At 67.5% G+C, this 20,656-nt stretch carries 18 protein-coding genes and 1 pseudogene; 9 read left to right on the top strand and 10 right to left on the bottom strand.

Annotation, left to right across the window (positions count from 1 at the left end; genetic code table 11):
• Positions 1-15: 15 nt before the first annotated feature.
• Positions 16-1,344, bottom strand: coding sequence for a RidA family protein (locus tag ING98_11145; protein MCA3102422.1), 1,329 nt, complete (start codon positions 1,342-1,344; stop codon positions 16-18).
• A gap of 88 nt (positions 1,345-1,432) precedes the next feature.
• On the opposite strand from ING98_11145, the gene ING98_11140 reads away from it, so the two are divergent.
• The 3 genes from ING98_11140 to ING98_11130 all read left to right on the top strand — a co-directional run bounded on the left by ING98_11140 (position 1,433) and on the right by ING98_11130 (position 2,686).
• Positions 1,433-1,924, top strand: coding sequence for a RidA family protein (locus ING98_11140; GenBank protein MCA3102421.1), 492 nt, complete (start codon positions 1,433-1,435; stop codon positions 1,922-1,924).
• Positions 1,925-1,991: 67 nt separating this feature from the next.
• Positions 1,992-2,279 carry a hypothetical protein gene (locus tag ING98_11135; protein ID MCA3102420.1) on the top strand — a complete coding sequence of 96 codons (288 nt, stop codon included), beginning with the start codon at positions 1,992-1,994 and terminating at the stop codon, positions 2,277-2,279.
• On the top strand, positions 2,276-2,686 hold the full coding sequence (locus ING98_11130; protein MCA3102419.1) for a hypothetical protein: 411 nt from the start codon (positions 2,276-2,278) through the stop codon (positions 2,684-2,686). The genes ING98_11135 and ING98_11130 overlap by 4 nt, the downstream gene beginning before the upstream one ends.
• Here ING98_11130 and ING98_11125 read toward each other — a convergent pair.
• From ING98_11125 to trxA, 4 genes are all read right to left on the bottom strand, one after another.
• Complete coding sequence (locus ING98_11125) at positions 2,681-4,216, bottom strand: aldehyde dehydrogenase family protein (protein MCA3102418.1); 1,536 nt, start codon at positions 4,214-4,216, stop codon at positions 2,681-2,683. The two genes, ING98_11130 and ING98_11125, sit on opposite strands and share 6 nt — an antisense overlap.
• Before the next feature lie 187 nt (positions 4,217-4,403).
• The gene (locus tag ING98_11120; GenBank protein ID MCA3102417.1) at positions 4,404-4,856 is read right to left on the bottom strand and encodes a DoxX family protein; all 453 of its coding nucleotides are present in this window, start codon (positions 4,854-4,856) and stop codon (positions 4,404-4,406) included.
• Positions 4,857-4,867: 11 nt separating this feature from the next.
• On the bottom strand, positions 4,868-5,566 hold the full coding sequence (locus tag ING98_11115) for a pirin family protein (GenBank protein ID MCA3102416.1): 699 nt from the start codon (positions 5,564-5,566) through the stop codon (positions 4,868-4,870).
• A gap of 72 nt (positions 5,567-5,638) precedes the next feature.
• Complete coding sequence (trxA, locus tag ING98_11110) at positions 5,639-6,037, bottom strand: thioredoxin (GenBank protein MCA3102415.1); 399 nt, start codon at positions 6,035-6,037, stop codon at positions 5,639-5,641.
• Positions 6,038-6,296: 259 nt separating this feature from the next.
• On the opposite strand from trxA, the gene ING98_11105 reads away from it, so the two are divergent.
• Entirely contained in the window at positions 6,297-9,698 is a 3,402-nt protein-coding gene (locus ING98_11105; GenBank protein ID MCA3102414.1) for an EAL domain-containing protein, read from the top strand.
• A gap of 51 nt (positions 9,699-9,749) precedes the next feature.
• On the opposite strand, the gene pabB is transcribed toward ING98_11105, so the two are convergent.
• Positions 9,750-11,156: an aminodeoxychorismate synthase component I gene (gene pabB / locus ING98_11100; GenBank protein MCA3102413.1), complete on the bottom strand. Its 1,407-nt coding sequence runs from the start codon at positions 11,154-11,156 to the stop codon at positions 9,750-9,752.
• Positions 11,157-11,337: 181 nt separating this feature from the next.
• On the opposite strand from pabB, the gene gluQRS reads away from it, so the two are divergent.
• Entirely contained in the window at positions 11,338-12,234 is an 897-nt protein-coding gene (gene gluQRS / locus ING98_11095) for a tRNA glutamyl-Q(34) synthetase GluQRS (GenBank protein ID MCA3102412.1), read from the top strand.
• A 9-nt stretch (positions 12,235-12,243) separates the two neighbouring features.
• Here gluQRS and ING98_11090 read toward each other — a convergent pair whose 3' ends face one another.
• The 4 genes and pseudogenes from ING98_11090 to rph form a co-directional block, all read right to left on the bottom strand.
• Complete coding sequence (locus ING98_11090; GenBank protein MCA3102411.1) at positions 12,244-13,512, bottom strand: CoA transferase; 1,269 nt, start codon at positions 13,510-13,512, stop codon at positions 12,244-12,246.
• 1,062 nt (positions 13,513-14,574) lie between these two features.
• A pseudogene (locus ING98_11085) lies at positions 14,575-15,051 on the bottom strand (NYN domain-containing protein).
• A 49-nt stretch (positions 15,052-15,100) separates the two neighbouring features.
• Positions 15,101-15,730 (bottom strand): RdgB/HAM1 family non-canonical purine NTP pyrophosphatase, encoded by a 630-nt coding sequence (gene rdgB / locus ING98_11080; GenBank protein ID MCA3102410.1) that lies wholly within the window; start codon positions 15,728-15,730, stop codon positions 15,101-15,103.
• On the bottom strand, positions 15,711-16,499 hold the full coding sequence (gene rph, locus ING98_11075) for a ribonuclease PH (protein MCA3102409.1): 789 nt from the start codon (positions 16,497-16,499) through the stop codon (positions 15,711-15,713). The genes rdgB and rph overlap by 20 nt, the downstream gene beginning before the upstream one ends.
• A gap of 102 nt (positions 16,500-16,601) precedes the next feature.
• Here rph and ING98_11070 point away from each other — a divergent pair, with 102 nt between their 5' ends.
• The 4 genes from ING98_11070 to ING98_11055 all read left to right on the top strand — a co-directional run bounded on the left by ING98_11070 (position 16,602) and on the right by ING98_11055 (position 20,656).
• Positions 16,602-17,477, top strand: a complete 876-nt coding sequence (locus tag ING98_11070) for a YicC family protein (protein MCA3102408.1) — start codon at positions 16,602-16,604, stop codon at positions 17,475-17,477.
• Positions 17,478-18,086: a guanylate kinase gene (gene gmk / locus ING98_11065; GenBank protein MCA3102407.1), complete on the top strand. Its 609-nt coding sequence runs from the start codon at positions 17,478-17,480 to the stop codon at positions 18,084-18,086.
• A 43-nt stretch (positions 18,087-18,129) separates the two neighbouring features.
• Positions 18,130-18,339 (top strand): DNA-directed RNA polymerase subunit omega, encoded by a 210-nt coding sequence (locus ING98_11060; GenBank protein MCA3102406.1) that lies wholly within the window; start codon positions 18,130-18,132, stop codon positions 18,337-18,339.
• Between the two features lie 181 nt (positions 18,340-18,520).
• A complete protein-coding gene (locus tag ING98_11055) occupies positions 18,521-20,656 on the top strand; it encodes a bifunctional (p)ppGpp synthetase/guanosine-3',5'-bis(diphosphate) 3'-pyrophosphohydrolase (GenBank protein ID MCA3102405.1) in 2,136 nt (711 codons plus the stop codon).

The raw sequence follows: 20,656 nt of genomic DNA, 5'->3' as shown, positions 1-20,656 counted from the left end.
GGTCGTTGCCGTTTGTCACGGCACGTACACCCACAGGTCCAGCATCACCACCGCGCCCGGCACTGCCAGCGCCGGTATCTCGATCGCCGAGAACGGCAGGTAATGGCCGGGCAGGTGCTTCTGCCACGCCCGCCAGGCCGGGTGGAAGCCGGAGAGATCGGTGTGGAACTGCTGCGCGCGCACCGTGTTGGCGAGCGAGGTGCCCGCCTTGCGGCAGATCGCCTCGGCCTGCTCGAGGATGCGGTTCATCTGCAGCTCGGCCGGGGTGCCGAACCACGGCTGGCGCGGATCGATGCGCACGTCCGGCGCCAGTGCACCACGTGCATCCACCGCCATCAGCCCGGACAGGAACAGCAGGTCGCCGGCACGCATCGCCTGCGGATGGCCGGCGAACGCGACCGGCACGCCGGCATCGATCAGCTTCTTCTTCGTGCGCCCGCCATTCTTCAGGCTGATCGTGTTGATCTCGATACGCCCGGTCTCGCAGATGAAGCCCGGGTTCGAGGTCGTGATGATGGTCGTCGCCGGGATGTCACCGCCGAACTGCTCGGCCCACACCTCGTTGAACGCCGGCACGTCGTCGATGTCGCGCAGGTAGACCTGCGCCTTGACCACGTCGGCCAGCGTGTTGCCGACCACCGCCAGCGCGGGCTTCAGCTTGCGCTCGATGGCGAAGTTCGCCTCGAGCTTGATCGGCGTGCCCTTCCACAGGTGACCGGCCGGCATGCGCGCGGCCGGGTCGAGCGGGCCTTCCTCGGTCTTCAGCGCTTCCGAGGTCTGGCCGGCGATGAACACATGGTCGCCGCAGGTGAGCACCGGGCTGTAGCCCGAGGTCGCATGCACCGGCAGGTTGGCCGGGCGATGCTGGGTCGGCGCGAAGCCGCTGTCGGTGGCCACCGCCATCAGTTGCACTTCCATGTCCTGCCCGTCGAGCAGGAACTTCTGGTGCAGGTTCGACGTACTCGGCGGCACATGGCCCCGGAAGAACTCGCGCCGCACCTCATGGTAGGCATCGACCACATGACCGCCGGTGTAGTACTGGTCGACGCGCACCACATGCGAGCGGTCGCTGCCGCCGGCCTTGAGCACCTTGGCGAAGTTGGCGAACACCTGCCGCGCCTCTTTCTTGTACTTCGGCACGCCGTGGCGCGGCGCTTCGGCATCGACCACCTCGGGTGCCATGCCGGTGACGAAGTCGGCCGTGCCCTTGTGGCCGGTGGCGAACACCCAGCGGCCGGCGCGGATGCCGGGGGCATAGCGCACGTGGCCGGGCTGGATCTCGACCGGCAGCAGCGCGGTGACCGCGCCCTGCGGCAGGCTGGGGGGAGTCTTTCGCGTAGCCATGGAAGGTCCGTTGATGATCGATGTACGATTGTATCGGGCTCGAGCCCGATGCACCGCATGCCCACGCAACGAAGCGAGGACGAACGAGATGACCCCAGCCGCCGGTACCGCAAGCGTAGAGGCACGCCTCGCCGCGATGGGCTACACCCTGCCGCCGCCCTTCGTCTTCCCGAAGAACAACCGCACCGGCTGCACCCAGGCCGGCAACATCCTCTACCTGTCCGGCCACGGCCTCGACCTGCCGAAGCTGCCCGGCGTGCGGCAGACCGGCAAGTTCGGCGTCGACATCACGATCGACGAAGGCTATGCGACCGCCCGCGCGGTGGCCCTGACCATGCTCGCGACGATCAAGGCGCACTGCGGCTCGCTCGACCATGTGAAGCGCGTGCTGCGCCTGTTCGGCATGGTCAACTGCACGCCCGACTTCCACCAGCCGCCACAGGTGATCGACGGCGCCTCGGACCTGTTCTTCGAACTGTTCGGGGCGGAGGCGGGCTGCCATGCACGGTCGGCGGTCGGGCATGTGTCGCTGCCGCGCGGGATCGCGGTGGAGATCAACGGGGAGTTCGAGGTTCGCTGAGGCGCCACGCCTTGACGTGGCTTGGCGCATTTGATATCTTTTTGATATCCATTTCAACTACACGCCCATGACTTCGCGAACAGCCTCGGACCAGATCGCATTTCGTTACCGCACCGCCGACAGCACGGCGGGAGTGACTCGCCTCACGACCAGGCGCCTGGCCGAGCAACTGGGTGTCGGAGAGACACAAGTCATCCACCTCGCCTTGCGTGAAATGGCCGTGCGGATCCTGCCGCAGTACGAGGCGGACGAGGGCCCGCTGACGCTCTCGCAGGTACGCCAGATCAAGAAGCGCGTGCCGCAAGGCAGGGCGCGCTCGGTACGGTCGAGCCTCATGGATATCGAATCTGCATGACGGGTGCGTGGTGGCCGGAGCCTGCCGCCGGCGAGATCGTCTGGTGCCATTTTCCGGACGACATCCATCCGCGTCCAAAACCCAGGCCGGCGCTCATCCTGGTGGTCTTTGACGATACTGCGCCGCAGTTCACGGTGCGCGTCGTGTACGGCACCAGTCAGACAGTGACTTCCCTGCATTCCGGCGAGTTTGCTATCCAGCGTCACTGCAACCCTGCGGCTTTCCTCGCGGCGGGTCTGAGCTACGACACGAAGTTCGACCTCCGACAGACGCTCGACCTGCCGTTCTCCGCCGAATGGTTTTCGGTACCACCCGGAGCGCCTCACGGCCAGGTGCCCAGGCTGGGAATGCTTCATCCGTCCCTCGTCAAGGCAGTGCAGGCCGCGTTCCGGGCTGTCACCTCATGACGCCTGCCCGACCTCGAACCGTATCCCCTGCGCCAGCGGCAGTTCATCCGAGTAGTTGATCGTGTTGGTCGCGCGCCGCATGTAGGCCTTCCAGGCATCGCTGCCCGACTCGCGTCCGCCGCCGGTCTCCTTCTCGCCACCGAACGCGCCGCCGATCTCCGCGCCCGACGGGCCGATGTTCACGTTGGCGATGCCGCAGTCGCTGCCCGCGGCGGACAGGAAGCGTTCGGCTTCGCGCAGGTCGGTGGTGAAGATGCTCGAGGCCAGGCCCTGGGCGACCGCGTTGTTCAGCGCGATCGCCTCGTCCAGCGTTCGATAGCGCAGCACGTACAGGATCGGCGCGAAGGTTTCCTGCTGCACGATGGACGACTGGGCGGGCATCTCGACCAGCGCCGGTGCGCGATAGCAGGCCTGCGGATGCGTCGATTGCAGCCGCGCTTCGCCGCCGATGAGCGTGCCGCCCTCGGCCACCGCCGCATCCAGCGCACGCTGCATCGCCTCGCCGGCCGCCGCGTCGATCAACGGCCCGACCAGCGTACCGGGCTCGCGCGGATCGCCCACCGCCAGTGTCGGCCACAGCGCGCGCAGTCGCGGCAGCAACCGATCGACGATGGACTCGTGCACGATCAGTCGCCGCAGCGTGGTGCAACGTTGACCCGCCGTACCCACCGCGGAGAACACGATCGCGCGCAACGCGAGGTCGAGGTCGGCCGAGGGCGCGACCACCATCGCGTTGTTGCCGCCGAGTTCCAGCAGCACGCGGCCGAAGCGCGCCGCGACCACCGGTGCCACCGCGCGGCCCATGCGCGTGCTGCCGGTGGCGGACACCAGCGCGACCCGTGGATCGGCGGCCAGCGCCTGTCCGACCGAAGCATCTCCCTGCAGCACGGTCGACAGCGCCGGCGGCGCCGCGTCGAACCCCTCGCAGGCGGCTTCGAACAGCCGCTGGCAGGCCAACGCCGTGAGCGACGTCTTCTCCGACGGCTTCCACACCACCGCGTTGCCGCACACCCAGGCCAGCGCCGCATTCCATGCCCAGACCGCGACCGGGAAGTTGAACGCCGAGATCACGCCGACCACGCCGATCGGATGCCAGGTCTCCATCATCCGGTGGCCAGGCCGCTCGGAGGCAATGGTCAGTCCATGCAGTTGCCGGGACAGCCCGACCGCGAAATCGCAGATGTCGATCATCTCCTGCACTTCGCCCAGGCCTTCCTGCAGGATCTTGCCGTTCTCCAGCGTGACCAGCCGTCCGAGGTCGTCCTTCGCGGCGCGCAGTTTCAGGCCGAAGCGGCGCACGAGTTCACCGCGCAGCGGCGGGGGCACGCTGCGCCAGGTGTCAGCGGTCAGGCTGGCCCTTGCGATCGCCTCGTCCGCGCCGGCGATGTCGGCCGGAGGCACGCAGCCGATCGGAAGGCCATCGATCGGCGAATGCGAGAGAAGATCCCCGGCGCGGGGTGGGACAGCAAACGCCGATGCCGGCACTCCCAGCCGAGCGAGGACCGCCGCCACTTCCAGTGCCGGCGCCATCGCACCTGCCCTGACGCTGCTGTCTCCCATCGTGACTGCCTCCCGTGCGACGGATTCTAGCGGCTGGCGGGCACGGTCCGACCGATCGAGGCTGTCGCCCGCGAGCGGGCGCAGCGCCTCTTTCCCATCTGGTACTTCCCGGCACTGGCGACGCGGCTGCCGAAGATGCTCTACGGCTGAACTGCGCTCAGCGCGCGGGCACCCTGCGCCCGCGCCACGCATCCAGGCTGACCGGCCCGGCACCATGCACCGCGAGCATCACCAGCCCGCCAATGAACGCGAGGTTCTTCATGATCTGATCGACATAGGCCATGCCCATGCCGCCGGGTGCGCCGATCATCGGCAACATCAGCCCCGTCACGCCGGTGAACAGCACGATCAGGGCGGCAGCGGCGAGCCGGGTACGGTAGCCGAGCACCACCATGATCCCGCCCGCCAACTCGACCAGGATGGTGAGGTACAGCGCGATCTGCGCCACCGGGAACGATTGCAGGGCGTCTGCCTGGACGCTGCCCATCAATGCACGCACCTTCAACGCCGCATAGCCGAGCAGCAGCGGCGCGAACAGCAGGCGCCCGATCAGGGTGCCGTAGCGTGCGAGAAAGCCGTTGCGCGATTCCGGACCGTTGTCGGATTTCACCGTGTCTCCGTTCATGGAAGATCGAACAACAACACCTCGGCGCCGCGACCCCGCTCGAGCACCAGTTCGCGCTCGCCCTCGGCCTTCAGTGCATCGCCGGCCGATAACGGATGCCCATTCACGCTCACCTCGCCGAGAGCGAGATGCACGTAAACCCGGCGCCCTGCGGCGATCGGTTGCCTCAGCGCCTCGTCGCCGTCGAGCAGCGTCGCGTAAACCGCTGCAGCCTGGTGGATCTTCACCGAACCTTCGCGGCCGTCGTTCGAGGCGATCAGCCGCAGCTGGCCCTGCCGGGTTTCGGGCGGGAACCGCGCCTCTTCATAGCTGGGCTCGACACCGCGCCGGTCCGGCTCGATCCAGATCTGCAGCAGGTGCGTCGGTTCATCCTGCGAGGGGTTGAACTCGCTGTGCATCACGCCGCTTCCGGCACTCATCCGCTGTACGTCGCCCGGCCGGATGGTCGAGCCATTCCCCATGCTGTCGCGGTGCGCCAGCGCTCCGCCGAGGATCCAGGTGATGATTTCCATGTCGCGATGTCCATGGCTGCCGAAACCGCGTCCTGCCTGCACCCGGTCTTCGTTGATCACGCGAAGCGGACCGAAACCCATGTGCTGCGGATCATGGTAGCCGGCAAACGAGAACGAATGCCGGGCTTCCAGCCAGCCGTGATTCGCATATCCTCGATCGGCACTCTTCCGGATCGTGATCATGCCGGTCTCCCTTGTTGGGCAGGTTTGCCGCGCGGCCGGTGCGACGAGGGCGCAGGCGACGACGGAAGTCGCTCAGGCGGGACCGGTTCCGGATCCATCGCGCTCGGCGCGCTCGGCGCGCTCGGCGATTTCGCGGTGCACTTCCGCCATGTCGAGCGTACGCGCCTGCTCGAGCAACGCATCGAGCTGCGGCGCTGGCAACGCCCCAGCTTCGCTGAACAGTATTACCTGCTCGCGAAAAACCATCAGGGTGGGGATGGAGCGGATGCCGAACTGGCCGGCGAGCGCTTGTTCGTCGTCCGAGTTGACCTTTGCGAACACGAAATCGGGGTGCCTCCCGGACGCGGCCTCGAACACCGGCGCGAACTGCCGGCACGGGCCGCACCAGGGCGCCCAGAAGTCGATGATCACACTGGCATTTTCGGTGATGATCTGTTCGAAATTCGCTTCCGTCAGTACGACCGTGGCCATCGTCACCCTTTTCTCGTCGGCACCCGCCGACACGACGATCCAGCGGGCAATTCTTAGGATAGCATGGCATATCGGGGGTATCAGGGATGCATGCAAAACAGAGGCCCTGTGCCGCAGTACACTCCGAAACAGCTGCAAACTGTGTCTGAAGTCTTCAGATTTCGCTGCGCAGGCCGTTAAAGGCACGATCCCGGAAGTCTCCGAGCCCACACCGCCCGGCGCAGCCGCCGCAGATCCCTGCCCCACCCGTTTCCCGTCCATGCATCAGCAGCGACACAGCGAAAACGAACCGCCGCAACCGGCATTCGAGCGCGCGCGGTTTCGCGCAGGCTCTATTCGCACGCGCTTCCTCGGCGTGCTTCTGCTCGCGATGCTGCCGGCGCTGCTGTATACGTTCCACGTGCATTCGCAGCAGCGTCGGCAGGCAGTCGACGTACTGCAGCAAGAGGCGGCACGGGTACTGCTGCAGGCAATGCGCGACCGTGAAGCGCAGGCAGAGAACGCCCGCCCGCTGGCATCGGCAAACGGAGCGAGCGGCGCAGCGACCCGCTCGATCGCCGATCCGCGGCTGCTCGAGCGTCTGGCGCTGAGCAGCCGGCTGCCCGCGAATGCCACCATCGCTGTATTCGATGCCGAAGGCACGCTGGCAGGCATGCATCCGGAGGTCTCCCGTACGGGGACGCGCTGGCCGCTGGCGCAGCGACTGCGCACCGCGACCAGCGACAACAGTCCTTTCACGCTGAGGGCACGGGACACCGATGGCGTGGACCGGGCATACGCCAGCCTGCCGATGGAATCGACTGCGCGCGGCGTCTATCTGGCGGTCGGCCTGCCCACCGAGGCGGCGATGCGCGCCATTGACCGGAACCTGCGTGACGATCTGTACATGCTCGCGCTGCTGACCGTGCTGTCGATGCTGGCAGCATGGGCGAGCCTGAATGTGCTGCTCCTGCGGCCGCTCGACCGGCTGAGCGAAGTCGCGCGTCAGATCGGCAGAGGCAACCTGCAGGCCCGCAGCGCGGTTCGCTCGGGCGTGTCCGAACTGCGGCAGGCCTCGGACGCGCTCGACCAGATGGCGAGCGCGCTCGAACGCCGCGACATCGAGCGGCGCGAGATCGAAGCCGACCTGCGCGAGAACGGATCGAACCTGCTGCTCGCGCAGCGCGTCGGGCGCGTCGGCAGCTGGCGGCAGGATTTCTCGAGCGGCACCATGCAATGGTCGGACGAGCTGTACCGTATCTTCGGCCTTTCGCCGGACGCCTTCACGCCGACGGCCTCGGGCTCGCCGCACTTCGCGCATCCCGACGATCGCCAGTGCGTGATCGATGAACGCGCCCGCGTGCTGCAGGAGGGTGGCGAGTTCCAGGTCGACTACCGGGTCGTGCTGCCCGACGGCCGCGAGCGGATGATCTCTTCGCGCGCGCTGCTGCAGTACGACGATGAAGGCAGGCCGCGGGCAATGATCGGCACCGTGCAGGACATCACCGAGCGCAAGCGGGCGCAGGCGGACCTTGTGGAGAGCGAGCAGCGCGAGCGCGCGAAGGCTGTCGAACTGGCGGCGGTGCTCGATGCCGTACCCGTCGCGGTCTGGATCGCGCACGACCCGGATGGCACGCGCATCACCGGAAACCGCGCGTCTTACTTGCTGCTCGATGCGGCCGCCCCCACTACCGGCACCTTCGATGAGTCGGACCTGCTCCCGGGCGATGATGCGCGGTCCTTCAAGGACCACGTCGAGATCGCTCCTTACGAGTTGCCGATGCAGGTGGCTGCCGGCCTCGGCATCGAGGTCCGCGATTTCGAGCAGCAGCTGGTGTTCAAGGACGGCCGTGTGCGCAACGTGTACGGCAACGCGACACCACTGCTCGACAAGGAAGGCAAACCGCACGGTGCGGTAGCGGCCTTCATGGACATCACCGACCTGAAGCGCACGGAAGAGGCGCTGCGCCGCGAGAAACGGCGCGTCGATGTCACGCTCGCTTCGATCGGCGACGCGGTGATCACGGCCGATGCCGAGGGCTGCGTCGAGTACCTGAACCCGGTGGCCGAGACGCTGCTCGGCGTACTGTCGGCGCAGGCGATCGGCAGACCGTTCCGCGACCTGTGCCATATCTCGCACGAAGTCCAGCGCGCACGGCCGGTCGACCTGGTCGGAGAGTGTCTGCTGCGCAACGCGCTGGTGGAACTCAATGACCAGCACGTACTCGAGCGCGTCGACGGCGCAGAGCTGTTCGTCGATGCCTCGGCCGCCCCGCTGCGCAACAACGACAGCGGCATAACCGGGGTCGTGCTGGTGCTGCATGACGTGACCCAGCAGCGGCGGATCGCGCAACAGGTCTCCTACCAGGCCACGCACGATGCGCTGACCGGGCTGATCAACCGCTTCGAGTTCGAGCGCCGGCTCACGCGCATCCTGGAAACCCTGAACGAGGAACCCGGCCCGCATGCACTGGCCTACCTCGATCTCGATCAGTTCAAGGTCGTCAACGATACCTGCGGCCATGCCGCCGGCGACCAACTGCTGCGCGAGCTCGCCGCGCGCCTGCAGGAACGGATGCGCAAGCGCGACACGCTGGCACGCCTCGGTGGCGACGAGTTCGGCCTGCTGCTCGAGGACTGCCCCGCCGACCAGGCACGCAGGATCTCCAACGCGATCGTACAGGCGGTGCGCGACTACCGGTTCACGTGGGAGGGCAAGACCTTCACCATCGGCGTGAGCGTCGGCCTGGTCGCCGTCGACCAGACCTCGGGCAGTTCGGCCTCGGTGATGTCGGCCGCCGATACCGCCTGCTATGCGGCGAAGGAGCGCGGTCGCAACCGGGTGCATGTCTTCCACCCGGACGATACGGAACTCGCGCAGCGCCAGGGCGAGATGCATTGGGTCGCGCGCCTGAGCGCGGCGATCGAGCAGAACCGACTGCTCCTGCACTCCCAGCCGATCAGAGCGCTCCAGCCGGGTGTTGCCGACGCAGCGCCCCACCTCGAGATGCTGGTGCGGCTGTTCGACGAACAGGGCAATCTCACGCCGCCCGGCGCGTTCATCCCCGCAGCCGAACGCTACAACCTCATGCCGCAGGTCGATCGCTGGGTGATCCATCGTACGATCGAGTGGCTGGCCGACGAGATCGACGTGCCCGGCGTGGTGCTGCCGGTGTGCGGCATCAACCTGTCGGGCACCTCGCTCTCGGACGAGACGCTGGTGGCCTTCGTCCGCGAAGAGCTGCGAACGACCGGCGTACCGGCGTCGGCGCTGTGCTTCGAGATCACCGAAACCTCGGCGATCGCCAACCTGAAGCAGGCAACCCACTTCATGTCGGAACTGAAGGCCTTGGGGTGCAGCTTCGCGCTGGACGACTTCGGCAGCGGCATGGCGTCGTTCGCCTACCTGAAGAACCTGAAGGTCGATTACCTGAAGATAGATGGCAGCTTCGTGAAGGACATGGTCGAAGACCCCATCGACTGCGCGATGGTCGAGGCGATCAACCGAATCGGGCAGGTGATGGGCATCCGGACCATCGCCGAGTACGTGGAAAACGACCGCATCATCGAGAAACTGCGCGACATGGGGGTCGACTACGCCCAGGGCTACGGAGTGCAGATGCCACGTCCGCTGGTCGTCCGGCCGCGTCGTGAGGTATTCACGCTCGCCATCGATGGTTGAGCGGAGGAGCCGGACGCGCGGTTGATCGCCCCCCTGCCGGCGAACCCGCGTTCAGTCGTCCGCCAGGGCCAGGAAGGCAGCGGCCTTGGCCAGCGTCTCGGCGTACTCGAGGCCGGCATCCGAGTCGGAGACGATGCCGCCCCCTGCCCAGAAATCGACCCGGCCGTCACGCAGCATCGCGGTACGGATCGCGATGTTGAGGTCTGCCGCGCCATCGAAGCCGATGTAGCCGATCGCCCCGCAGTACACCCCTCGCCGGTGCGGCTCCAGTTCCTCGATGATCTGCATCGCGCGCAGCTTCGGCGCGCCAGTGATCGAACCGCCGGGGAACGCACTGCGCACCAGGTCGAGTACGTCGCGCGCTTCGTCGAGTTCGCCGATGACCGTGCTGACCAGGTGGTGCACCGAGGCGAAGCTCTCGACCGCGAACAGCTCCGGCACCGACACGCTGCCGGTACGGCAGCAGCGGCCGAGGTCGTTGCGCAGCAGGTCGACGATCATCACGTTCTCGGCGCGATCCTTGCCGCTCGCCGACAGTTCGTCGATCGCCGCTGCGTCGGCGGCAGGGTCGGCGTAGCGCGGCCGCGTGCCCTTGATCGGCCGTGTCTCGACCCGACCCTCGCGCACCTGAAGAAAGCGCTCCGGCGATACCGAAAGCACCTGGCCGAACGGCAGGTCCAGGAAGGCGCTGCACGGACCGGACGCGCGCTCGCGCAAGCGTCGGAACAACGCGAGCGGATCGCCCCCGTAGCTCGCGCTGAATCGCTGCGCAAGGTTCACCTGGTAGACATCGCCCTCGCGAATGTAGCGCGCCACGCGATCGAAACGCTCACGATAGTCGGCTTCGGTCAGATTCGACTCGACACCTTCGATACGAACAGGGTACTGCCCGGCCAGCGGGCCGCCGATCGGGTCCTGCGAGAACAACGCGCGCAACCGGTCGATCGCATCGGCGCCGAGCACCTCCGGATCGGCGACAGCGAGCACGCTGCGCCGTGCCGCGTGGTCGGTGAGTGCAGCCCAGCGGTAGATGCCTACCGCAAGTTCCGGCCAGTGCCGGTCGTCTTCCGCAATCGCGGGCAATCGCTCGATCCGGCGCGCGAGGTCGTAGCCGAGGTAACCCAGTGCTCCGCCGGCGAAAGGCAGGTCGGCGCAGGTCGCTGCGGCACCGGTGCCGGCACGACCGATTTCCCGCCGCAGCAGCGAGAACGGATCGCCCTGCGCGAGGTCAAGTGCGGGCGCACGGGACGGATCTCCATGCCGTTCGATCTCGGTGATACCGCCCCGGGTGACCATCGTGGTCACGGGATCGGCGACCACGATGTCGAAGCGCGCCAGCGGATGCGCACGGTCGGCATGGCTGTCGAGGAGCATCGCCCAGGGCTCCCCGGCCACCGGCAGGTATAGATCGAGCGCCGAGGCGCGGTAGGGGATATCGAACTGCAGCGGCAGGTTCATCGGCGATGGGACAGACCCCCGGCGGCCGCCAGTTCACGGCAACCGGGCAGGCGATCATTATCCGGCAATCGCGCCCCCGCGCCCGGATGCAGGCCGATGACCGGCCCAGCCGTCATCGCACGGGCGGCCCGTCGAAGCGGCCGCGCTGGCGCACACGCGCCTCTGGCGGCACAATCGTGGCGTGAATTACCGAGGGCGTTTTGCACCGTCTCCCACCGGCGCGCTCCACTTCGGCTCGCTGGTGGCGGCATTGGCAGGCTGGCTCGATGCCCGCGCGGTGGGTGGCCAGTGGCTGCTGCGCATCGACGACCTCGACACGCCGCGCAACCGGCCCGGCGCGGTCGATGCGATCCGCCGCACGCTCGAACGGCTCGGCCTGGCCTGGGACGGAGAAATCCGTATGCAGAGTCGGGAGATCGGCGCATACCGCGCGGCGCTCGATGCACTGATCGCCGCCGGCCAGGCGTACCCCTGCACCTGCACCCGCACTGAAGTCGCGGCTGCCTCGACGCACGCCGGTATCGAAGGCCCGGTCTATCCGGGCACCTGCCGCAGCGGCCTGCCACCCGGCCGAGGTACCCGCGCCTGGCGCGTGCGCGTGGACGACCGCGCGATCGCCTTCGACGACCGGGTTCGCGGACGCATCGAACAGCACCTGGAAAGCGATATCGGGGACTTCGTCGTCCACCGGGCGGACGGTATCTTCGCCTACCAGCTCGCCGTGGTCGTGGACGACGCCGCCCAGGGCATCACCGACGTGGTGCGCGGCGCCGACCTGCTCGACTCGACGCCGCGCCAGATCTGGCTGCAGCAATTGCTCGGCCTTCCAGTCCCGCGCTACGCCCACCTGCCGCTCGCACTCAATGCGCAGCGGCAGAAGCTGTCGAAGCAGACGTTTGCACCGGCCATCGATCTCCACCATGCCGACGCGGCGGTACCGTGGCTGCGCCGCGCGCTGGCCTTCCTGGGCCAGGCGCTACCGCCGAGCGGTGCTGGTCGCGACGGTGCCCTCGCGTTCGCGATCGACCACTGGTCGATCGCACGCGTGCCAGCCGCTGATTCGATCGTGGAAGGCTGACGCCGCCGCTCAGATCGTGCGGTCGGCGCGCAGTGCCGCCAGTTCCGCGGCGCCGACCCCCAGTTCGCCGAGCACTGCGTCGGTATCGGCTCCCACCGGACGAGGTGCCAGCCGGATCGATCCACGGTCACCGTCGACCGAAAACGGCGCGAGCGGCAACTGCATCTGCGCACTGGCACCGTTGGCCTCCAGGGACACCTGCTGGAACAGATTGCGCGCGGCGAACTGCGGATGAGCAGTCACCTCCGCCAGCGAGTTCACGCGCCCGCCCGGGGCACCGGCTTCGTTCAGCACCTGCTCCCAGTGCGCCGAGGTGTTGGTCTCGAATACCCGCTGCAGTTCGGCCCGCAACGCCGGGATGTTGCGGTTGCGGTCGGCGAGCGTCGCGAAGCGCGGGTCATCCAGCAGGTGCGCGAGCCCCATCGACTGGAACAGGTGCACATACTGGTGCTCCTCGTTGATCGCAATCGCGAACTGGCCGTCGGACACACGGTAGGTGGTCGACGCCGGGGCGCGGCTGGCGGCGTCGTTTCCAGGCCGCGCCGGCTGCCTGCCGGTGTTCACGAACAGAGTCAGCGCCGAGGTCATCAGCGCAAGGTTCGAGTCGAGCATCGCCAGGTCGATGCAGCGTCCGCGGCCTGTCTGCGTGCGTTCGAACAGCGCGCACACCACTGCCAGCGCGGCATTCATGCCGGTGACGTAGTCGATGACCGGCGGCCCCACCTTCAGCGGATCGCCATCGGGCTGACCGGTGAGGCTCATCAGGCCCGAGACCGCCTGGATCACGCTGTCGTAGGCGGGATGCGTGGCGCGCGGGCCATTGCCGCCGTAGGCGGTGATCGCGCAATAGATCAGTTTCGGATTGAGCGCGGACAACTGCGCATAGCCGATGCCGCGCTTCTCGGCCGAGCCGGTACGCAGGTTCTGCACCACCACGTCGGCCCCTGCCGCGAGTTCACGGAACAGTTCCTGCCCGCGCGGGCGGTCGAGGTCGAGCGTGATGCAGCGCTTGTTCGCCGACTGCGTGGACCACGCGACCGACACGCCGGCCTCGGCGAGCGCCGGGTCGCCGCCGGTGCGGCGACGTATCGTCTCGCCGCGGCCGGGCGGCTCGACCTTGATCACATCGGCGCCGAGCAGCCCGAGCAGGTAGGTGCAGTAAGGACCAGCAAGTACCCGGGTGAGGTCGATCACCCGCAGGCCGACGAACGGTCGGAACGCCGGCCCGTTCCCCTGCGCGTGGAATACGCCGGACGCAGCAGCCTTTGACTGGGCCATCCCTTCCCCCTTCATTCGTGATCGTGTACTGAGGACCGGGATGTTAAACGCAGTCGACGAAAGTCAGTCGTCGTGATGGGTCAGGCGCAGGATGAAGCCGCCCGACTTCTCGTCGCGGGTGAGTTCGAGCAGCCGGCGCGCCTGGGCCTCCTCGAGCAGTTCGCTGAACGTGCGAAAGCCGTAGTACGACTCGTTGAAGCCAGGATTGCGCCGCTTCAGTGTCTGCTTGACCATCGAGCCCCAGATGCGTTCCTCTTCGCCGCGTTCGGCCACCAGTGCCTCGACGGTGGCAAGGACCAGGTCGATCGCCTGCTGAGCCTTGTCGGAACCGTCGCTGACCGGATCGGCCGGATGGATGGCTGCAGGGTTGGTGCCCGCTTCGGCGACCTCGGCGCCTTTTCCGGCCGACGGCTGCGCCACCGGTTCCGCTGCGGCTTCCGCCTCGGCTTCGGCGAGCTTCGCAGCAGCCGCCAGTGCGGCCTTGCTGCCTGCCCGCGGGCGGCGGGCACGGCCCTTTGCTGCCGGCGCAGGTGCGTCCGCTGCCACGGTCTCGACGACCGGCACCGTGACCGGCTCAGGCAGCCCCACCTCGCCAGGTGCCGGCACGATATCGGTACCCTGCGGCGACCCGGCTTCGGCTGCATCGGCTGCGGCCGCGGTCGAACCGCGGCGCGATCCCGCCCGGGCCCGCGTGCTCTTCGCGCGCGCCCTGCCGCGCGGCGCCGGTACGGCCGCCACGTCGCCTTCCGCGGCAGGAACTGCGCCGTCGATTGCCGCGCCTTCCTCCGCAACCGGGGAAGCCTCGGCGGCCGGCTGCAACGGCGGATGCACGGTGGGCGTCAGCGTCTCTACGGCCGATTCGACCGCTGCTTCACGCGGACCGCCGTCCGCCTTGCGTTCGCGCGGCGCACCACGGGCGGGCCCGCGCAGCGATTCGTGCAGCGGAAGCGGCGGACCGACCATCGGCTGGATCGCATGACCGTTGCCGTCGGGCCGCGCGGAACCCGAGCGACGCGGCGAGCCGGGCCGGCCTCGCGGCATCCCGCCGCGGCCCGCCGGCTGCTCGCGCACGAGGTCGTCGTAATAGATGAACTCGTCGCAGATGTTGATCAGGAGGTCGGAGGTCGACTGCTTCACCCCGACGCCGATCACCGTCTTCGCGTTCTCGCGCAGCTTGGCCACCAGCGGCGAGAAGTCGGAATCGCCGGTGAGCAGCACGAAGGTATCCAGGTGGGCCTTCGTGTAGCAGAGGTCGAGCGCGTCGACGACCATCCGGATGTCGGCGGAGTTCTTGCCCGACTGACGCACGTGCGGGATCTCGATCAGTTCGAACGAGGCTTCATGCATCGAGCGCTTGAACTGCTTGTAGCGATCCCAGTCGCAGTACGCCTTGCGCACCACGATGTTGCCCTTCAGCAGCAGCCGCTCGAGTACCTTGTCGATGTCGAACTTGGCGTAGTTCGCATCACGCACGCCCAGGGCCACGTTCTCGAAATCGCAGAACACCGCCATGTTGGTGATTTCAGTCTGGCTCGCCATCGACATGTCCTAATGTGGGGCCCCGCGCGGACATTCGCGCGGCGGATCTTCAGAAATCCGAGCGCAGCTTCCCGGCGATGCTCGCCAGCGCCATCGCCCGGTGGCTGATCCGGTTTTTCTGCTCCGCCGGCATCTGTGCGGCGGTGAGCCCGACCGACGGGATCATGAACCACGGATCGTAGCCGAAGCCGCCCTCTCCGGCCGCTGCCCGGGCCACTTCGCCGGCCCAGAGGCCTTCGCCGATCAGCGGCTGCGGGTCGTCGGCGCAGCGCACCACCACGATCACGCAATAGTAGTGTGCGCGCCGGTCGGCAACGCCGTCGAGCGCGGCGACGAGTTTCTCGTTGTTGCGTGCATCCGACTTCGGCTCACCGGCATAACGCGCGGAATGCACGCCAGGCGCACCACCCAGGGCGGAGACGCAGATCCCGGAGTCGTCGGCAAGCGCCGGCAGGCCGGTCGATGCCGCCGCGTGTCGCGCCTTGGCCAGCGCATTCTCGATGAAGGTGCAGTATGGCTCCGGCGCCTCGGTGACGCCGAGCGCGCCCTGCGCGATCACCTCGAAGTTCAGCGGCGCGAGGATGTGGTCGATCTCGCGCAGCTTGCCGGCATTGCCGCTGGCGATCACCAGGCGCGTACGCGCCACCCCGGATGCCACCTCAGGCGCCGCCCCGGACATCGCCGCCGGCTGCCGGGGCGGACAACGCCTGCCTCTGCAGCAAGACCAGTTCCGCGATACCGGTCTGCGCCAGTGCCAGCAGCGCGTCCATCTCGTGGCGAGAGAAAGCTTCGCCCTCCGCCGTACCCTGCACCTCGATGAAGCGACCGCTGCCGTTCATCACCACGTTCATGTCGGTGTCGCAGTCGGAGTCTTCCGCGTAGTCGAGGTCGAGCACCGGCGTGCCACGCCAGACGCCGACCGACACCGCGGCGACATGGTCGAGGATCGGCAGCGACGGGAGCAGGCCCTGCCGGACCAGCCCGGACAACGCATCATGTACCGCAACGAAGGCGCCCGTGATGCTCGCGGTGCGCGTGCCACCATCGGCCTGGATCACGTCGCAGTCGATCTGCAGGGTGCGCTCGCCCAGAGCGGTGAGGTCGACGGCCGCGCGCAGCGAGCGCCCGATCAGGCGCTGGATCTCCTGGGTGCGGCCGGACTGCTTGCCGCGCGCCGCCTCGCGCGCCATCCGGGTGTGCGTCGAGCGCGGCAGCATGCCGTACTCGGCGGTCATCCAGCCCTGTCCCTTGCCGCGCAGGAACGACGGCACGCCCTCTTCGATGCTGGCAGTACAGATCACGCGGGTCTCACCGGCGGTGACCAGCACCGAACCCTCGGCATGGCGGGTGAAGCCGCGTTCGAGGGTCACTCGCCGCAGGGCGGAGGGCGCCCGGCCGCTGGGCCGGGCGATGGCGGACGCGGTGGCATTACTGGCTGGCTGGGTCATCGGGAGGGGCGCTGTGCTATCGTCGATTCGAGGCGCGGATTGTCTGCGCTGGCGTCCCCGGTTACAACCCCCGCAACATCCAGGCAGGTACCAGACAGACCCATGGCAGGCAAGATCAGCAGCATGACAGGCTACGCAGTGGCCACGCTCGAACTGCCGCAGGGCGTGTTCACGCTCGAACTGCGCGCAGTGAACAACCGGTTCCTCGACCTGCAGTTCCGGATGCCCGAGGAACTGCGGCCGTTCGAACAGCCGATGCGCGAGCGCGTGGCGGCGAAGGTCGGGCGCGGGAAGGTCGAGTGCCGCATTTCGATCAACGCTGCGGGCACCGGCGGCACCCAGGGGGCGCTCGATCCGGCAGCGCTGGCGAACCTGCTGCAACTGGCCACCGCCGTACGCACGGCCGCCCCGGGCGCGCCCGCACTGGGGGTCGCGGAGATCCTGCGCTGGCCCGGCGTACTGGTGACCCAGGCGCTCGCGGGCGATGCCTTGCGCGACATCGTGCTCGGACTGTGCGACGAGGCACTTTCGCAGTTCAACGCATCGCGCGAGCGCGAAGGCGACAAGCTGCGCACCTTCATCCTGGAGCGTGCCGACGGCGTCGCGGCGATCGTCACCGACGTGAAGCCGCGCATCCCGGCGCTGCTCGCGGCACAACGCGAAAAGCTGCTGGCGAGGCTGGCCGATGCCGGCATCACGGCCGAACCTGATCGTCTCGCCCAGGAACTCGTGCTGTACGCGTCGAAGATCGACGTCGAAGAAGAACTGTCCCGGCTCTCGGCGCACGTCGAAGAACTGCGGCGCACGCTGTCGCGCGGCGGCGCGGTCGGCAAGCGGCTCGATTTCCTGATGCAGGAATTCAACCGCGAGTCCAACACGCTGGGCTCCAAGTCGGTCGATACCGCCACCACCCAGGCCGCCATCGAGCTCAAGGTACTGATCGAGCAGATGCGCGAGCAGATACAGAATGTCGAATAGATGAGCGGCTGCCTGTTCGTCGTCAGCGCGCCGTCGGGCGCGGGCAAGACCTCACTGGTCAATGCACTGCTTGCGGCGGATCCTGCGGTCCGCAAGTCGGTGTCGTACACGACGCGCGAGCCTCGGCCCGGCGAATCGGACGGCCACGACTACCACTTCGTGGCGATGCCCGAATTCGAACGGATGATCGAGTCGAACGACCTGCTCGAGCACGCGCGGGTGCACGGCAACTGCTACGGCACCGGCCGCACCTGGGTGCTCGATGCGCTGACGGCGGGCGACGACATCGTGCTCGAGATCGACTGGCAGGGCGCGCAGCAGGTGCGCCGACTGTACCCGCAGGCGGTCAGCGTGTTCATCCTGCCGCCATCGATCGCAGCGCTCGAATCGAGGCTGCGCGGCCGGGGACAGGACAGCGAAGAAGTGATTGCCCGCCGCGTCAGGGCGGCGCGCACCGAGATCGGGCATGTCGACGAATTCGACTATGTTATAGTGAACGCGGTGTTCGCCACCGCTGCGCGTGAATTGCAGAGCATCGTGATCGCGCACCGCCTGATGCGTCCCGCGCAACTCGTACGCCACCAGGCGCTGATCGAAGCGCTCAGATGAACCCTCCCGGCGCGCAGCGCGCCAGGCAGCCGGAGATTTCCACATGGCCCGTATCACCGTAGACGACGCCCTCAAGCAGGTCACCAACCGGTTCGAGCTCACTCTCGCGGCCACCTATCGCGCGCGCCAGCTGACGATGGGCGCCACGCCGCTGGTCGAGGCGAACAAGGACAAGCCGACAGTGATCGCGCTGCGCGAGATCGCCATGGGCAAGATCGGCCTCGACATCATGCACCGCGCGCCGAACACCTGAGCCATGCAGGGCGCACACGCGCCCGCCGGACGCGTGCGGCGACACGGGCCGGACGCGGCCGACAACGCCGCCCCGAGGCGAACGACCGGGGCGGCGTTTTGCTTTCTGGTAGGCTGCGGTCGTTGAAGTATCGGTCGCGGAAGCGTGACCGGTCGAACCACCCACCCGGGCTGCAGCGCTGATGGTCGAAGCAGAACTGCTGTTCAAGGACCTCACGTCCTATCTCAAGGCAGACGACGTTTCCAGGCTGCAGCGCGCCTACGCGTTCAGCGAGGCCGCGCACCACGGGCAGTTCCGCAAGAGCGGCGAACCCTACATCTCGCACCCGCTGGCGGTCGCGAAGATCCTGGCCCAGTGGCACCTCGATCCGCAGGCGCTCACTGCGGCGCTGCTGCACGACGTGATGGAGGACACCGCCGTCACGAAGGAGGAGATCGCCGAGTCGTTCGGCAAGCCGGTCGCCGAACTGGTCGACGGCGTGTCGAAGATCGACGCGATCGAGTTCCAGAGCAAGGAAGACTTCCAGGCCGAGAACTTCCGCAAGATGCTGCTGGCAATGGCGCGCGACGTGCGCGTGATCCTGATCAAGCTCGCCGACCGCCTGCACAACATGCGCACGATGCAGGTGATGGACCCGGTGCGCAAGAAGCGCATCGCGCGCGAGACGCTCGACATCTACGCACCGATCGCGAACCGGCTGGGACTCAACAGCATCTACCAGGAACTGGACGACCTGTCGTTCCGATACCTCCACCCGACCCGCTACCGGGTACTTGCCAAGGCGCTGAAGACCTCCCGCGGAAACCGCCGCGAGGTGGTCGGCAAGGTGCTCGAAGCGATCCTCGCACGGCTCAAGGAAGGCGGCATCGACGCCTCGGTCACCGGGCGCGAAAAGCACCTGTACTCCATCTACAACAAGATGCTCGAGAAGCAGCTGTCGTTCGCACAGGTGCAGGACATCTATGGCTTTCGCGTGATCGTGAAGGACGTCCCGTCCTGCTACCTGACGCTGGGCGTGCTGCACGGGCTGTACAAGCCCTTCCCGGGGAAGTTCAAGGACTACATCGCGATCCCGAAGGCCAACGGCTACCAGTCGCTGCACACGACGCTGTTCGGCCCGTTCGGCATGCCACTGGAAGTGCAGATCCGCACCCACGAGATGCACAAGATCGCCGAGGCCGGCGTCGCTTCGCACTGGCTGTACAAGACCTCCGATGCCGACCTGAACGAACTGCACCGGAAGACCCACCAGTGGCTGCAGAGCCTGCTCGAACTGCAGACCACTTCGGGTACCGCAGTCGAGTTCCTGGAACACCTGAAGGTCGACCTGTTCCCGGACGAGGTCTACGTGTTCACGCCGAAGGGCAAGATCATGGCGCTGCCGCGCGGCGCGACTGCGGTCGACTTCGCGTACTTCGTCCACACGGACATCGGCAACCGCGCGATCGCGGTGAAGATCAACGATGAACTGATGCCGCTGCGCACCGAACTGAAGAACGGCGATCGCGTGGATATCATCATGGCGGTGCAGGCACGGCCGAACCCGGCCTGGCTCAACTTCGTTACCACCGCACGCGCGCGCTCACAGATCCGGCACTTCCTGAAGACCATGCAGCTCGAAGAGTCGGTGCTGCTCGGCGAGCGGCTGCTGAACCAGGCGCTGGCGACGCTCAAGGGCACGCCGGCAGAGATCGCCGCCGACAGCTGGGAGAAGTACCTGCGCGAGTCGGGCGCGAAGAGCAAGGCTGATCTGTACGCGGATATCGGACTGGGCAAGCGGCTGGCCGCCGTGGTCGCCGCCAGCCTGCTGCAGCGCTCGGGTATCGCTCCGTCCGAGCAGCAGATGCCGGGCACCATCCTGATCCGCGGCACCGAGGGCATGGCCGCGCAACTGGCGCGCTGCTGCAACCCGATCCCCGGCGACCCGGTGATCGGCCTGGTCAGCAAGGGGCAGGGTATCGTCATCCACACTCAGGACTGCCCGGTGATCCGCAAGAGTCGGCACGAATCCGACCGCTGGGTCGACGTACAGTGGGACGACAAGACGCGACGCACGTTCCTGGTGAACATACGCCTGTCGGTGGCGAACGAGCGCGGGGTGCTCGCGCGGGTGGCCGGCGGCATCGCCGAAGCCGGATCGAACATCGACAACGTCAGTGTCGAGCAGTCCGACTCCAGCGCCTACTCGACCATGAACTTCACGCTGCAGGTGACCAACCGCTTCCATCTTGCGCAGATCATGAAGCGGCTGCGGCTGATCCCCGAGGTCGTGCGCATCGTGCGCGTGAAGGGACCGCCCCGGGAGCGCGACCAGTGA

It is taken from the genome of Rhodocyclaceae bacterium, from assembly GCA_020248265.1.
Classification (GTDB): domain Bacteria; phylum Pseudomonadota; class Gammaproteobacteria; order Burkholderiales; family CAIKXV01; genus CAIKXV01.
The sequence above is the reverse complement of the archived record's forward strand: the minus strand, read 5'-3'. Positions and strand labels throughout refer to the sequence as shown.

Excerpts from the sequence above, each read along its gene's own strand:
- ING98_11145 (MCA3102422.1), bottom strand. The coding sequence starts at position 1,344 with ATGGCTACGCGAAAGACTCCCCCCAGCCTGCCGCAGGGCGCGGTCACC.
- ING98_11140 (MCA3102421.1), top strand. The coding sequence starts at position 1,433 with ATGACCCCAGCCGCCGGTACCGCAAGCGTAGAGGCACGCCTCGCCGCG.
- ING98_11135 (MCA3102420.1), top strand. The coding sequence starts at position 1,992 with ATGACTTCGCGAACAGCCTCGGACCAGATCGCATTTCGTTACCGCACC.
- ING98_11130 (MCA3102419.1), top strand. The coding sequence starts at position 2,276 with ATGACGGGTGCGTGGTGGCCGGAGCCTGCCGCCGGCGAGATCGTCTGG.
- ING98_11125 (MCA3102418.1), bottom strand. The coding sequence starts at position 4,216 with ATGGCGCCGGCACTGGAAGTGGCGGCGGTCCTCGCTCGGCTGGGAGTG.
- ING98_11115 (MCA3102416.1), bottom strand. The coding sequence starts at position 5,566 with ATGATCACGATCCGGAAGAGTGCCGATCGAGGATATGCGAATCACGGC.
- trxA (MCA3102415.1), bottom strand. The coding sequence starts at position 6,037 with ATGGCCACGGTCGTACTGACGGAAGCGAATTTCGAACAGATCATCACC.
- ING98_11105 (MCA3102414.1), top strand. The coding sequence starts at position 6,297 with ATGCATCAGCAGCGACACAGCGAAAACGAACCGCCGCAACCGGCATTC.
- pabB (MCA3102413.1), bottom strand. The coding sequence starts at position 11,156 with ATGAACCTGCCGCTGCAGTTCGATATCCCCTACCGCGCCTCGGCGCTC.
- ING98_11090 (MCA3102411.1), bottom strand. The coding sequence starts at position 13,512 with ATGGCCCAGTCAAAGGCTGCTGCGTCCGGCGTATTCCACGCGCAGGGG.
- rdgB (MCA3102410.1), bottom strand. The coding sequence starts at position 15,730 with ATGTCCGGGGCGGCGCCTGAGGTGGCATCCGGGGTGGCGCGTACGCGC.
- rph (MCA3102409.1), bottom strand. The coding sequence starts at position 16,499 with ATGACCCAGCCAGCCAGTAATGCCACCGCGTCCGCCATCGCCCGGCCC.
- ING98_11070 (MCA3102408.1), top strand. The coding sequence starts at position 16,602 with ATGGCAGGCAAGATCAGCAGCATGACAGGCTACGCAGTGGCCACGCTC.
- gmk (MCA3102407.1), top strand. The coding sequence starts at position 17,478 with ATGAGCGGCTGCCTGTTCGTCGTCAGCGCGCCGTCGGGCGCGGGCAAG.
- ING98_11060 (MCA3102406.1), top strand. The coding sequence starts at position 18,130 with ATGGCCCGTATCACCGTAGACGACGCCCTCAAGCAGGTCACCAACCGG.
- ING98_11055 (MCA3102405.1), top strand. The coding sequence starts at position 18,521 with ATGGTCGAAGCAGAACTGCTGTTCAAGGACCTCACGTCCTATCTCAAG.